At 61.6% G+C, this 14,420-nt stretch carries 13 protein-coding genes; 5 read left to right on the top strand and 8 right to left on the bottom strand.

The genetic code is table 11. The annotated features are described in order from the left end of the window. The 5 genes from AC1DKV_RS38260 to AC1DKV_RS38240 all read left to right on the top strand — a co-directional run. Nucleotides 1–2,720, top strand: a 2,720-nt coding sequence (locus tag AC1DKV_RS38260; RefSeq protein WP_477139509.1) for a tubulin-like doman-containing protein, incomplete at its 5' end; no start/stop codon positions are given. 86 nt (nucleotides 2,721–2,806) lie between these two features. Then, a complete protein-coding gene (locus AC1DKV_RS38255) occupies nucleotides 2,807–3,550 on the top strand; it encodes a tetratricopeptide repeat protein (RefSeq protein ID WP_441621421.1) in 744 nt (247 codons plus the stop codon). Continuing rightward, nucleotides 3,547–4,311 carry a hypothetical protein gene (locus AC1DKV_RS38250; protein ID WP_441621423.1) on the top strand — a complete coding sequence of 255 codons (765 nt, stop codon included), beginning with the start codon at nucleotides 3,547–3,549 and terminating at the stop codon, nucleotides 4,309–4,311. Before AC1DKV_RS38255 ends, AC1DKV_RS38250 begins: the two co-directional genes overlap by 4 nt. A 50-nt stretch (nucleotides 4,312–4,361) precedes the next feature. Next, nucleotides 4,362–4,841, top strand: coding sequence for a hypothetical protein (locus tag AC1DKV_RS38245; RefSeq protein WP_477139508.1), 480 nt, complete (start codon nucleotides 4,362–4,364; stop codon nucleotides 4,839–4,841). A gap of 181 nt (nucleotides 4,842–5,022) precedes the next feature. Then, entirely contained in the window at nucleotides 5,023–5,310 is a 288-nt protein-coding gene (locus AC1DKV_RS38240) for a hypothetical protein (RefSeq protein ID WP_477139507.1), read from the top strand. A gap of 59 nt (nucleotides 5,311–5,369) precedes the next feature. Here AC1DKV_RS38240 and AC1DKV_RS38235 read toward each other — a convergent pair whose 3' ends face one another. From AC1DKV_RS38235 to AC1DKV_RS38200, 8 genes are all read right to left on the bottom strand, one after another. Beyond that, nucleotides 5,370–6,296, bottom strand: coding sequence for an SLAC1 anion channel family protein (locus AC1DKV_RS38235; RefSeq protein WP_477139506.1), 927 nt, complete (start codon nucleotides 6,294–6,296; stop codon nucleotides 5,370–5,372). A 516-nt stretch (nucleotides 6,297–6,812) separates the two neighbouring features. Next, nucleotides 6,813–9,494, bottom strand: coding sequence for a pyruvate dehydrogenase (acetyl-transferring), homodimeric type (gene aceE, locus AC1DKV_RS38230; RefSeq protein WP_477139505.1), 2,682 nt, complete (start codon nucleotides 9,492–9,494; stop codon nucleotides 6,813–6,815). 420 nt (nucleotides 9,495–9,914) lie between these two features. Continuing rightward, the gene (locus AC1DKV_RS38225; protein ID WP_477139504.1) at nucleotides 9,915–10,991 is read right to left on the bottom strand and encodes a porin; all 1,077 of its coding nucleotides are present in this window, start codon (nucleotides 10,989–10,991) and stop codon (nucleotides 9,915–9,917) included. A 142-nt stretch (nucleotides 10,992–11,133) separates the two neighbouring features. Continuing rightward, on the bottom strand, nucleotides 11,134–12,636 hold the full coding sequence (mctP, locus tag AC1DKV_RS38220) for a monocarboxylate uptake permease MctP (RefSeq protein WP_477139510.1): 1,503 nt from the start codon (nucleotides 12,634–12,636) through the stop codon (nucleotides 11,134–11,136). Next, the gene (locus AC1DKV_RS38215; RefSeq protein WP_441621433.1) at nucleotides 12,633–12,830 is read right to left on the bottom strand and encodes a DUF3311 domain-containing protein; all 198 of its coding nucleotides are present in this window, start codon (nucleotides 12,828–12,830) and stop codon (nucleotides 12,633–12,635) included. Before AC1DKV_RS38215 ends, mctP begins: the two co-directional genes overlap by 4 nt. Nucleotides 12,831–13,094: 264 nt before the next feature. Then, complete coding sequence (locus AC1DKV_RS38210; RefSeq protein ID WP_441621435.1) at nucleotides 13,095–13,466, bottom strand: hypothetical protein; 372 nt, start codon at nucleotides 13,464–13,466, stop codon at nucleotides 13,095–13,097. 348 nt (nucleotides 13,467–13,814) lie between these two features. Beyond that, complete coding sequence (locus tag AC1DKV_RS38205) at nucleotides 13,815–14,084, bottom strand: hypothetical protein (protein ID WP_441621437.1); 270 nt, start codon at nucleotides 14,082–14,084, stop codon at nucleotides 13,815–13,817. Nucleotides 14,085–14,228: 144 nt separating this feature from the next. Next, nucleotides 14,229–14,420: ArsR/SmtB family transcription factor (locus tag AC1DKV_RS38200; RefSeq protein WP_477137504.1), on the bottom strand; the 192-nt coding region annotated here is incomplete at its 5' end.

The raw sequence follows: 14,420 nt of genomic DNA, 5'->3' as shown, positions 1-14,420 counted from the left end.
GGATCGAGCCGCGCGATGTGTTCGACTTCGTCAATGCCACCACGGCCGGTGCCGCGCAACGCCGCAAGMTGGGCCGCGTGGTGTTCGCGCAAAACGCCTCGCGCTTCGTCAAGGCTGTGGAAGATCGCCTGCAGGTACTGGAATCGGCGCCTGGCAGCAGGAAAGGGGCCGTGATTCATATCGTTTGCGGCTTGGCTGGCGGCACCGGCAGCGGCTCGTTGGTGGATGCCGTCGCCCAGATCCGCCACAAGTGCGCCGACCACGAYCTGTATCGCGTTATCGTCTACGCCGTACTGCCMGAGAAGCATTMCCGCCGCGTGAAGGACGTGGCTGGCGTGTCGACGTACTATGCGAATGGCTATGCCGCGCTGACCGAACTCAATGCATTGGCCGTGGGCAAGTACAAGCCGGTCAACCTGCTAGACKGCTCGCGCCTGAATCACGATATCTATTTCAACGGCTGCTACCTTGTCAATAACATCAACGAGCACAATGTGCAGTTCGATGTAGACGTGGAAGTGCCTCGCCTTGTCGCCGAATTCATTTTCCAGAAGACGATGAATAAGGAGTGGGAAGGCCTGGGTCGCGCCGAGAAGGGCGAAAACGACATCAAGAGCTTCGAAAGCGACGAGAACATCGGCAAAGCGCGCGCCAAGCTGTTCATGTCGTTTGGCATTAAGCGCGTGGTGGTGCCGGAACAGGAGATCAAGGAATTCCTGGCGTACGGCTTTGCGGAACAGGCCACGCGTCAGCTCATGTACAACAATTTCCGCCAGGGCGACGGGTACGCCGACGAGGCCGTGGAAAAAGACTGGGGCTCCGAGGCTCGCAAGCCCGACACATTGCAGTCGTTTCTGCTGACCGACGCGCACCTGATGCTCGACACCGGCATCCTCGAAGACGACGCCAAGAACACCGCGTGGAAGCCGCCGCGCGAGTACTGGAAACAGATCATCAGCTTGCAGGTGCCGGATATCCGTGCCGACAAGAACATCGAGGAAGCCAACTGGCTACTGGTGCTAAACGGCCGCCTCTCGAAGGTCTTCGACGAGACGTATCGCACCATGGGCGGCGTGCGKAAATTCTTCGAGATCAAGGGGAACGCCCGACTCGAGATGGCCCGCCATGTCAGCCGGCACATCGAAAAGGACCTGTTCGCGCGCTGGAAGGCGGGCAACGCGTCGCTGTTCCAGCTTCGCCAGTTCATGGACGCGCTGATCGCCATGCTGGACGAGCGCCTCGCACTACTGTCCGCACGCGTMGCCAAGCTGCCCAACGAGCTGGAAGCCCTCCAGGCCCGGTACAAGGAACTGGAGAACAAGTTCAATAACGTTGGCATCTTCGCCAAGGCGCTGACTGACAAGCGCGGCGGCCTTTTTGCCGATATCGGCGCATTGCTGCAGGATCAATACACGCTGAATACCAACCAGCAGGGGCTGAAATTTGCGTGCAGCCTGATCCCATTCGTCAAGGACCAGCTCGTTTMGCTGCGGGGCACCATCGACGGCCTGCACCAGAATCTGGTAGTTGCCACTGACAAGGTGTCMAAGGAAAGGGCCAGCCGCCTGAAGGCTGCCGATGCCGTCTACCAGAAGCGCATCTTCGACGAGACCGCCATTGCCAACGTAATGAAGGCACTTATCATCGACGAAGCGGCCCAGATGGCGCGCACGCAACGGGTACGTCAGTCGATCATCGACCTGGCCGGCACGGATGTGGACAGCTTCGACGTGCTGCTGCAGAGCACGTCGCTGGGAAGCATCATTTCCACGCTGTCGCAGGAGTCCGCGCAGATCGTCGAACTGGCGCATGCCGAGATCGCCCGTCAGATGCCGCCGGTACTGCACGTGAACATTGTGGAGCGCCTGCAGAAGCGTTACGACGCCAATGACTCGGGCCTCAAGGAATTCGTTTCGCAGTTGTATGAGGAAGCTGGCACGACGCTCGTMTACAACAAGACCGAAGTCGATCGCGTAGTCGCCAACAATGTTGGGGGCAGCCAGGGGCGCGCGCAGACTATTGGCGTGTTCCTGCCGGAATGCGAGGGTCAGAAGGAATTCCGTAGCAAGCTGGCCGGGCTGTTCGAGTCGCAGAAGGACCCGGCATCCGACACCAAGGTGGCCGTGGGGAACCTGTCGAACCAGATTGTGATCATGAAGGTGTCGTCGCTGATGCCGGCGCGCTTCGTCGAGTCCCTGACCGAGTTCAAGCGCCACTACGACGGCCTGTTGGCCGACAGCCGCGAAGCCGTACTACTTCATGGCGAAGGCAATGGCGCCAAACTGCCGCCGCTCTTCGCACGATCGACAGCCGAGATCCGGGCCGAATCCCGCCGCAAACCGTACATCCTGCTGGCGCACTTGCTCGGCATGGTCAAGGAACGTCAGAACCGGACAACGGGCCTGATGGAATGGGTGTTCTCGTACTTCGCCGGAGACCTGCCGAAGGTGCATGTGCTGCAAGGCAAGACGTGGCACGACGTGCTGCAAGCCGAGCAACCGGCCGAGGCCCAGGCCGCCATCGAGAAGGAAGTGGCTAAGCGTCTCGATGCCGAGTACAAGCACATCGACAAGAAGACCGAGCTGCGCAAGGCGTACCAGCAGATGGTGCTAACACGTTACGAGGAAGTCGACCATGACGAACAGGATCTTCAACTGGTGGCGCTTGGCGCCATGCGGGAACCCATGTTCGAAATTGCCGGCCTACCGTTGAACGACTAACGCCTTACATCGTCGGCCGGTGTCGATCCCTGTCGTCGGCCCGGCCGATGTTCATCCGTGTGACATAAACTCAAGAGTAGAAGGTTATGGCGAAATACAAATGCCCGACGCTGGGTGACTGCGAACGCGCCAACGCGGGCGAAATCTTTGAACGGTCCCCTGGCGACGATCTGCACTGCCCTGGTTGCAACATACTGCTGGACCAGGTGCAGGGCCCCACCGGCGGCAAGCGCGGCGGCGTGAACAAGGCAGCAATCGCCGGCGCCGCGGCTGTCGTGGTGGCGCTGGCCGGCGGCGGCTACTTCTTCTTGGCACATAAGGCTGGACAACCCGAGGAATCGGTGGAGCCCGTGGCCGCACCTGTTGCCGCCGCGGAAGCCGCCCCGGAACCAGCCCCTGCATCCGCACCCGCATCCGCCGGTGGCATCGCTCCGAACGAAGCAGAAACTGCCGCCTTGCGCACCAAGGGTGAAAGCGATCTGAAGACCGGCAATGCGGATAGCGCCGAGCAGGCCAGCAATAAGGCAGCTGCCAACGAAATGCTCAAGCTCGCCATTGCGAAGATGACCCAGGGCAAGCTAGACGAGGCCGAGAAGAGTCTGGCGTCCGCTCGCGATCTCGATCCCCGTCAATCGCTGGTACCTTACAACCTAGCGGTACTGCGTCTGAAACAAGGCCGCACTGACGACGCGCTGAAGGAATTCGAAGCGAGCTTCATGGCCGGGTTCCCCTACTTCGACAAGATGGACCAAGATCCCGATCTCGATAGCTTGCGCAAGGACCCGCGCTTCACCAAGCTCGTAGAGCAGTATCGCAAGCAGACCACATGAGTCTGGTGAACATCGTCCTTGCCTTGCGCGACGGCAGGCGTCGTACGGGGGGCATGGCACTGCGCATCGCCCCCGCAGTGCTCGCAGCCGGCTTGCTGATGGCCTGCGGCAAGCCCGACGGCAACCGCATTCTTGGACACTGGCGAGCCGAGCGATTCATCGCCCAAGGAATCAGCGTGCCAATGGGGCCCGAGTTCGAAGTCACACTCCATGCGGTACGCAGCCCTGATGGTGATATCGAGATACCGATCTCCGCCATTACAGCCAAGGGCGACGAGGTGACGCTAGAAGGGCCAATGAGCCTGGCGCTGTCATTCCATTTCGAGGATGCCAATCGCATCTCGGTGGATTTGCCGTTCGTTGGAAAGCTGTACTACCGCCGTGTTGCCCTGACGCCGCATGCGGCAGCAACGGCCAGCGCACCTGTTTCCCACGCTCTTGTTGCGGCCCAGCGCCAGTCTTCTGTGCCCGTCGCAAGCTCTCCGTTGGATTCCCAGCAGCCTACGCCGCCGACTGTCACCCGCTCTCCGCAGACTTCGAGCGCTCAGGCGACAGTCGCCACACCGACACCCGACGGCATGGACGACTATCGCCGCGCCGTTGCCGCCTTACGGCAAGGCGACGCCGACAGCGCGGTGCGAAGCCTTCACGCAAGCTTCCAGCACGGCTTCCGTCAGTTCGACCTAATCGATGCCTCCACCGAATTGAGTGCCCTAAAGAGCGATCCGCGATATCAGGCGTTGATGGCCCGTTACCGCTAGTTCCTCGGCACCCTGAGCCTCTCCGTTTCGTTTTTCCCTGCCCGTCGTTTATGAAGAAATTAGCCGCACTTCTGTTGCTCTGCCTTACCCTGMCTGCCATCGCAGCACCCGTCACGCTGCGCCCCATGGATGGCGAGCGCCAGGTGCTTGCAGAACAAGCGACCAACTTCACCGRCGCATGCGGTGGCGCCGTGGTCCGTGTGATGGGAGTAACTTCCACCTCAGGCAATCACTTCGGCATAGACCTGGACGCCGGGGTGGTCATMGTTCGTCAGGCGGGCAAGGAGATCGCCCTGCGCGATCCGTTGTCCGACCAGAACGCGATTGCATGCGTGCCGACGGCAATTGGCGACAGGCTGTTGATTGCCAGTGCCTGCGCCGGCAGCTCCTGTCCGGACAACTTCACCTACTACGTGATTGATCCCAGGCGCCTTCTGATACTTGTGCCCAGGAAGGCCGCCGAAACCTGCGACKAGCGGTGCKCGGAAAGAGTATTGGGGGTCAAKGTGCCGGCAAGCGCCCGAAGGTAAACTTGCTCCGGCCAACCGCAAGGTKCCGCTGACCACCTTGGATCTCCGCTGCCCMGAGTCCGGGGATCCCTTCTTGGCCGCAGGTCTACCGCGAACGATGATCCGTCTGCTGCCAGACGGCAGACCGCGACGCTATGGCTTGCCGACCTGCCGGCGGTAGCTCCACACAACGAAAGAGCCAATGCTACTGATKAAGGCATTGCCGGCCGCGGCCGTGTGCGCCGACAGATGGCTCGGCGGCAAGGACCGGGAAGATGGGCAGCACGGCAAAGATCATTACCGCTACGGCCCACAGCAGTGCGAGCACCACCGGAAAGGTATGCAGGGCCAGCCGCATATTGCCGGGCTCTTCGCACAGCACGTAGCCGACATCGAAGAMCACGGCGCCACGGCCGCCGTCGTCTCGGGCGCCAGCACTCCGGAGGACGTCATGGCCAGCTCTGTCTGGCCTGTTGCGACGGGCTCATGACCCGCTTGATGCCGACAATGCGCGGCCCCGCTGCCTGGACATGTTTTGCAATAGGAACGTCACCTGGCGGATAGCAAGTGCCCGTTGCATACAGTCCGGATGGTTCGTACGAAGAGCATGACGATTACCACGGTCAAGAAGGCCAGCAGAAGAATTGCCAACATGGTAATTGGCCAGAGATGCACCGTGTCGGCATACTTCAATGCCGCATTCGACAATGCCGCGATGGGAAAGCTGACGCCCCACCAACCCACTGAAAATGGAATTCTCCGGCGGAACACCTTGAGAACCAATATAAAGAAAATAAACAATCCCAAATAGAACAKGACCGCCGCKAACATATCAACTCTTTGCATSAAATTCGTGTAGGCCAGGAAGCCAACTTCGAACGGCGCKATCAGGATCATGAGCGAAGAGGTCATATTTCCTTCCAGCTTCTCATGATGAATCAAGCGAGCCACAATCATGGTGAAGAACACAAGAGCAAGGATACTCCCGACGGACAGGGAGAATATATTGATCTCGTGTGCCCACGGCATACGCATCGTTCCGCCGGCCATGGCAATATCGAGCGTCGCGAMTCCGGGGATCAGCCACGCCGGCAGCGCATGTCCGGAATCGAGCTTTCCCTGGAGAAGCTGGCTGGAAATCGTGCACGCGATGCCAATGGTGCCAATGGCGCCGATGGTCCACATGACCTCCGCCATGCCCCGATCGGCATCGCCGATCACCGAAGAAATCAGCAAGACCGCAATGGGCACCGTGCCGAAGAAATTTCCGGCGATGGGATGCCGGAACTCGTGCATCACCGCATTCGGATACTTTGCGAATTTCACCGCGTACGAGATGGCCAGAATCAGAAATGCGATCACGGCCACGATGCCGATCGCGCCCCAAATGACCGGACTGACGCCGTACTGACGGGTCGCCAATCGCCAGGCAAGAGAAAGTCCGGAAATCCCCATGACCGAGGCAAAAAGATTCACTGGGAGATTCTTCACCGATATGTCGCGTTTCCCAATGTCGGGCCTATTGGGTGGTGGGAAAGTCTGCATCAATTCTTCTCGGTGAATGGCCGCGCCACGGGCCTGTCGCCAGGTGGCGATGTCGGGAGTATAGGTTCGGACGCAGCGCGGCACTTCTCCCGCTTGATGCTGTTTGGCGCCAGATGTTCCTGGTTTCCGGCCATCGTGGGGACTGCCTGGATTTTTGTGTCCAGGGCATAACTTGTCGACAAGGTGCCTGTATGCCGCGCAAACCAAAGGCAAGACCCGGGACCGTGCGGCCACCCCTGAKAAGCTGATMGATCAGGTCGTTAAAGGTGCGCCGGGCGCCGAACCATGCCGTCATGCCGGGTTATCCTGCGTGCGCGGATCGTCCCGAGGATGCCACCAGCCGGCGCAGCGGCACGCGCGCCGGGACAGCCCGCAAGAGCCCGGCTCGCTCCMAGGCCCGCTCTTGCGGAACATGGGAGCGCCAAGCCCAGCGCAGCCCGTCAGGTCTCAGGCGTGGAGCGGATACGGTTTCTCGGAATCGAGTCCATATTTTTGCAGCGCCTGCTGCACGATCGCCTTGTCGATCGTGCCATCGTCCGCCAGCGCCTTCAGCGCCGCCAGGGTAATCCAGTGGCGATCCACCTCGAAGAAGTGCCGCAGCTGTTCGCGCGTGTCCGAACGGCCGTAGCCGTCCGTCCCCAGCACCACGTACCGGCGCGGCACGAACGAGCGGATCTGGTCCGCCAGCGCGCGCACATAGTCGGTGGCCGCGATCACCGGCCCCTGCATCGGCGCCAGGCATTGTTCCACGTGCGAGCGCCGCGGCGTCTGGCCCGAATGCAGCAGGTTCCAGCGCACCGCCGCGTGGCCCTCGCGCGCCAGCTCGGTAAAGCTGGGGCAGCCCCACAGGTCGGCCTGGACGCCCMAGTCCTCGTCCAGCAGCTTCGCCGCGGCGATCACCTCGCGGAAGATGGTGCCGGCACCCAGCAACTRCACGCGCGGCTGCCCGGCCGCGCCGTCCTTGCCGCGCCGGAACAGGTACATCCCCTTCAGGATGTCCGCCTCCGCATCATTCGGCATGGCCGGATGCTCGTAGTTCTCGTTCATCACGGTAATGTAGTAGTACACATCCTCCTGCTCCTGCACCATGCGGCGCAGGCCGTCCTGGATGATCACCGCGAGTTCATAGGAAAAGGTGGGATCGTAGCTGATGCAGTTGGGGATGGTGCCGCCCCACACCAGGCTGTGCCCGTCCTCGTGTTGCAGCCCTTCGCCGTTGAGCGTGGTGCGCCCGGCGGTGCCGCCCAGCAGGAAGCCGCGCGCACGCTGGTCGCCCGCCGCCCACGCCAGGTCGCCAAAGCGCTGGAAGCCGAACATCGAATAGAAGATGAAGAACGGGATCATCGGCTCGGCGTGCGTCGAGTACGACGTGGCGGCGGCGATCCAGTCCGACATGGCGCCAGCCTCGCTGATCCCTTCCTGCAGGATCTGGCCGTCCTTCGATTCCTTGTAGAAGCTCAGCTGCGACGCATCCTGCGGCGTGTAGTTCTGCCCTTGCTGCGACCAGATGCCGATCTGCCGGAACAGCCCTTCCATGCCAAAGGTGCGCGACTCGTCCGACACGATCGGCACGATGCGCCGGCCCAGCGTCTTGTCGCGCAGCAGCGTGTTGAGGATGCGCACGAAGCTCATTGCGGTGGAAAACTCGCGGCCCTCGCCGCTGGCCTTGAGCTGCCCCTCGAACGCCGAGAGCGCCGGCACCGCCAGCGACGGCCCGCGCCGGCGGCGCGCCGGCAGGTAGCCGCCCAGCGACTGGCGGCGCTCATGCAGGTAAGCGTGCTCGCGCGAGCCGTCCTCGAAGCCGAGGTACGGCAATTCGTCGAGCTGCTGTTCCGTGAGCGGCAGCTGGAAGCGGTCACGGAAATGCATCAGCGCCTCCACCCGCATGCTCTTCTGCTGGTGGGTGATGTTCTGTGCCTCGCCCGCCTCGCCCATGCCATAGCCCTTGATGGTCTTGGCCAGGATCACGGTCGGCTGGCCGCGGTGCTCGCTGGCGGCCTTGTAGGCGGCGTAKACTTTGTGCGGATCGTGGCCACCGCGGTTCAGTGCCCAGATATCGTCGTCGGACCAGTCCGCCACCAGCGCCTTGAGTTCGGGCGTATTGAAAAAATGCTCGCGCACATAGGCGCCGTCCTTCGACTTGAAGGTCTGGTAGTCGCCGTCAACGCATTCCATCATGCGGCGCGCAAGGATGCCGGCCTTGTCGCGCACCAGCAGCGCATCCCACTTGCTGCCCCACACCACCTTGATCACGTTCCAGCCCGCGCCGCGGAACTCCGACTCCAGCTCCTGGATGATCTTGCCGTTGCCGCGCACCGGGCCGTCGAGCCGCTGCAGGTTGCAGTTAATGACAAAGATAAGGTTATCGAGATGCTCGCGCCCGGCCATGCCAAGCGCGCCGCGCGACTCGGGCTCGTCCATTTCGCCATCGCCGCAGAACACCCACACCTTGCGCCCGTCATGCTGGCCGAAGCCCCGGTCCTGCAGGTATTTCATGAAGCGCGCCTGGTAGATGCCCATGATCGGTGCCAGGCCCATCGATACCGTGGGGAACTGCCAGAAATCCGGCATCAGCCACGGATGCGGGTAGGACGAGATGCCCTTGCCGCCCACCTCCTGGCGGAAGTTGTCCATCTGCTCGGCCGTGAGCCTGCCCTCCAGGAAGGCGCGCGCGTAGAAGCCCGGTGCGGAGTGTCCCTGGAAGAAGACAAGGTCACCGCCATGCTGCGCCGACGGTGCATGCCAGAAATGGTTGAAGCCGATCTCGTACAGCGTCGCCGCCGAGGCAAAGCTCGCAATATGGCCGCCGACATTGGTCTCGCGCGCCGCCCGCAGCACCAGCACGAGGGCATTCCATCGGATATAGGAGCGGATGCGATGCTCGAGTCCCTGGTCTCCGGGACTGCGCGCCTGCGCCTCCAGCGGGATCGTATTGAGGTAGGCGGTATTGGCGCTGAACGGCAGGTAAATGCCAGCACCGTGCGCCCGCTCGATGAGCCGCTCTATCAGGTAGTGCGCGCGCTCCGGGCCCTCGCAGGCGATCACCGAATCGAGCGCATCCAGCCATTCGGTGGTTTCCTGAGCGTCGCCGTCATTGTTGCGGGGAGTGGCAGGGTGGGCTTGCGCCATGATAGAACTCCTCTGATGCGTAGATCAGCAAAGCGCCCCGCCCTCGTCGCACGCGGGCCGCTGGGATAGGTACCCAAGGTTAGCATCCGGAACTCGCCACGGTAAGACCATTCTCCACCTGGCGCAGTTCTTCCATTCCCGGTGACCAATCCAATCAATCAATGCCAACGGCGCGGCCGTGATACAGCGTTGCCAGGCGGCGGCGCGTCGGCATGGCTTTTTCGCCACCTCATCGACGCGTTCATGTGACATGGCGACGCCCGAAAAAGTGACGCATGACGTCCGTCTCAATCCCTGGCGATCCATCTCTGGCGAGCTGCCAGACGTGCGATCGGGTCGACAGGAGCACTCCCCGACGGGCTCGCGCTTATCGCTTGCCGATCGCACCAAGACAACGCCCCGTTGTCGGGGCAAAGCGCATCAGAACCGGTGACGGATCCCCATCACCCCACCGACCTGGTTCTTGCCGGGCTGTACGTTAAAGACGGCGGTTGCGCCGCTGCCACTGTTGAAGCCGTTGACACCGAGCTGGGAACTGTCCTTGTTGAGCGCGTAGGACATCGACAGGTAGACGTCGGTGCGCTTGGACAGCGTGTAGTCGCCGGTCAGCACGAACTGCCAAGGGTCCGACCCGGTCTGCCGGAAGTCCTGGTAGTAAGCCGTGCCCAGCACCGAGAACGCCGGCGTGAGTTTGTAGATCACACCCAGCCAGTAGAAGTTGGAGCCCGCATCGGCCGCTTGCGCGCCCGGCAGTCTTGCACCGTCGTACGCCTTGGCCAGGCGATACCMTGCAAATACCTTGGCGGCACCAACAGAGTAAGCGCCCCCCACGGAAACGCGGCGGATGACCGGCGCCTGATTCGCCGCCGTACCGACATGGATATCGTCATAGGCCGCACCCACCGAGAACGGGCCGCTCGCGTAATTGACGAATGCGCCAAATTCGCGCCCGAATACGTTGCTGCCGGCTACCTCGGTGCCATTGGCCTGGAACGAGTAGAAGGCTTGCGCAGTGACCCCGCCGAACGCGCCCATATACTTGATGGCATTGTCCGCGCGCGCACCAAACTCCGGTGCAATCGAAAGCATGCCGTAGCGGTCGGCGATGACGGTGGGATCGTAGGCAGAGCCGAATTCGCGCATCGAGGTCTGCTGCCGTCCAAGACGCAGCGAACCATACCGGCTTTCCAGTCCCACGTATGCATCGCGGCCAAACAGGCGAGCGCTCTGACCGGAATTGCCGGTGTCGATATCAAAGCCACTTTCCAGCTGGAAGACTGCCTTCATCCCGCTGCCCAGGTCCTCCGCGCCACGCAACCCCCAGCGCGAGCCTGACTGATTTCCCGAAGTTACCCGTGCGAGACCATCCCCGTTGCGCCCCGCATTGTTGATATATTCAACGCCAGCGTCAGCAACACCGTACAGCGTCACGTTCGATTGGGCATATACGGCGTTGGCTGCAATGGATGCGGCAAATACCGCAAGAACCTTCTTCATCAAATCTCCAGATTGTTTTATTGGAACACCACTAAAAGGCGATAACAGCGATTTTCATCGGCTCATCTGTCCGCCAGACCCCAGGGCCGCGCCGGGCAACCCGYGCCGCCTTCCAGCCCGCCAGGCCGGAAGGCGGCACGCGCTACCGGGCGGCGACGGAAGCCCTGTCGTCGGCAACACGATGCTTCTGTGTCACCGCCGATACCACCGTAGACACGACGATATTGAGCACCAGCGCAATCACACCGATATAAGTCGGATAGGCGGCATCGCCAAAGTGCAGCGTGTACACCGGCTTCAGCCCCAGGGAGATCGCCAGGCTCGTACCCGTGACGATGCCGACAGCCCAGCCGGCAAATAGTCCAGGCGCAGTCAGGCGCCGCGTGTATAACGTGAACACGACCGCCGGGAAGATCTGGAGAATCCAGACACCGCCGAGCAACTGCAGGTCGATCGCGTATTGCGTCGGCAGCACGATGATGAAGAGCAGCGCGCCAAACTTCACGACCAGCGAGAACAGCTTGGCACTCTTCGCTTCCATCTCAGGAGTCACGTTCGGCGCGATCAGCGGCTCGTATAGATTCCGCGTGAAGAGATTTGCCGCGCCAATCGACATGATGGCTGCCGGCACCAGCGCGCTGATGGCGATGGCGGCCGCCGAAAAGCCCACGAACCACGACGGAAACAACTTGAGGAAGAGCGCCGGCACCACGTCCGAAGCGGACGTCACGTGCACGCCGGCCGCGACTGCCATATAGCCCAGCAGYGCGATCAGGCCCAGCAACAGCGTGTAAGCCGGCAGCGCGATGGCGTTCTTGCGCACTGTGTTTGCMGAACTCGACGACAACACGCCCGTCATGGTATGCGGATACATGAACCCTGCCAGCGCCGATCCGAGTGCCAGCGTCGCATACGCCGTGAACTGCGATGGCTTCAGGATGATGCCCGTGACCCCGCCCTTGGCAGCGAAGTACGTGTCGGCTGCATGGAACAGCGCACCGTAGCCACCGAGCTTGCTCGGGATAATCGATATCGCGGCAATGACCACGATATAGATCATGATGTCTTTCACGAAGGCGATCATCGCCGGCGCACGCAAGCCGCTCGAATAGGTGTACACGGCCAGGATGGCGAAGGCGACAATCAGGGGCAGTTCGCCATCGACGCCGAGGCCCTTGATCACCACCTGCATGCCGATGAGTTGCAGCGCGATGTACGGCAGCGTGGCGACGATCCCCGTGACGGCGACTGCCGCCGGCAGCCATTTGCCGCCGAATTCGCCCTGCACGTAGTCGGCCGCCGTGATGTGGTTCTTGCGGTGGCAGATCTCCCACAGTTTCGGCATGACCGCGAACACGAACGGATAGACGATGATCGTGTAGGGCATCGCGAAGAAGCCATACGCGCCCACCGAATAGACCAGCGCAGGGACCRCGATGACCGTATATGCCGTATAGAAATCCCCGCCAACAAGGAACCACGAGATCACCGTGCCGAATTGCCGGCCACCGAGACCCCATTCGTGAAGCTGGGACAGGTCRCCGCGTTTCCAGCGCGCTGCAACGAAGCCCAGCACAGTAACGAGCACGAAGAACGCAATGAATACCGCCATCGCCACGCCGTCGACCGCCGATGTATCGATCATTTCATCCCCCGATACACGACGTACAGCAGCATGGAGGTGATTGGCACCCAGAGGAACTGATACCAATAGAAGAACGGAAAGCCGAACCACTCGGGCTGTGCGCTGATATAGAACGGCAGCCACAAGAGGCCGATGTAGGGGGCGAGGAGGAGCGGCCAGATCCAGCCGCGGCCTCCTTTGTTTGGTGTCTCCAATGTTGCTCTCCTGAGATGATTGAGCGGATACAAGCACCGATTCGTCGCGATACATGCTCGGGAGTGGTGTCTCCCTTTGCCTGCTTCCGTGCAGAATCAGCCGGCTATCCGCAACGATTTCGCTGAACGCTTGTGTCGCCGGATATCAGATTCAAAGCCGAGGTGCCAGTCAGATGCAGCAAGTGATTGCGACAGCGTGCGTGGGGTTCCACGCCACGCACGCTGGATGTCATTCCCGGCGGCTTCACGGCCTCATTCCACGCCTCATGACGTCGCCTCGATCACCCTATCGGGAGGCGATTGCCAGCGACCCGCGCGCGGCACGACGGCCTCCAGGTAGATCTTCAGTGCACCACCAGACGGCCTGTCGCCGTCGTCAGCGGTGTTCCCGACCAGTTCGATATCCAGCACCATGGGAGACCCGCTTGCGAAGCACACCTTGACCTTTTCCCGCAGCGGCTTCCCGGAGCCGAGTCCGAATGCATCCCCCGCAAGCACCGTGCCGTCCGAGGCGAAGATCGTCATGTCACCCGCATAGTCATCTGCGAGCCCGGCAACACCGATCACCAGTGCCAGGACGAACGGGCGCCGGTTTGCGATAAGTGCCGCAGCGATGTCGACAGGATCACTGGTCATACGTTGTCTACCGAATAAGTCGTGCCACTTCGAGGCGCACCACATCGCAGCGCCGCTGCGGATGAATCAGGAAGCCATGCTTGCAGGAGCCCATTCACGTCGGGTCACCAGATTCAAATGATAGTGAAGCGGAAGCATGCGGGCTGATGCAAATAGGCTAATCTCAGGCCAATGCATGCAAGGTATCGGCCAATGCGGAGCGCCCCAAGCACGGAGACACATCATGAAGTGTCTGAAGCCGCCACCGTCGCCCCGTGATCCATTCCGCCCAGGAGGAAGTGGCGTGTTGCGCCATGGCATCCTTCATCGCATCGGCACGCGCATTGTTCATTGCGCATGGCCAGACACTTACATCACGTTGTGATGTATTAATTTCTGAAGATCGCGCGTACAGGCGGGCGTGCTCGAGTCCACTGTGTAGTCGATGCTCAGCGCGTCAATCGCGAACGCGACGCAGACCTCGCCGGACACCAATGCCGGCAGGATGCGGCCAGATTGATCGGCACGGCAACCAAGCGCGACCGTGTTCGCCGCCGCGACAATGAAGCGTGCTGCTCTTGCGTGGCGGGGATGGCTTCGCGCAATAAGCGCACTTCCAGGGATCGATATGACGTACACGCGGCAATCGCCACGGTTCCCTGGCGTCAACATGCCAGCGTGACCAGGATCACCCCGCCGTGGCATTTGGCGGTCTCAAGGCAAGCAACGACCATCGGTTCGCGAGGGCGGTGCGTCCGCCCCTCCGATCGACAAGGCCGGCGTCTACAGATGCAAGCTGATCTGCCTGGCAAAGGCGCGTATCACCTCTTCATTMCGAGAGAGGAGGATCCACTGCCCCACCCGGGTCTGAACAAGAAGGCCGGCCTCGACCAACGTTGCGACATGCGCCGATACGGTCGACTGCGACAGGCCACTACGCGCGTGAATCACAGTCGACGGCACGCCATGACCAAG

It is taken from the genome of Cupriavidus sp. 05T41 (assembly GCF_056396525.1).
The sequence above is the reverse complement of the archived record's forward strand: the minus strand, read 5'-3'. Positions and strand labels throughout refer to the sequence as shown.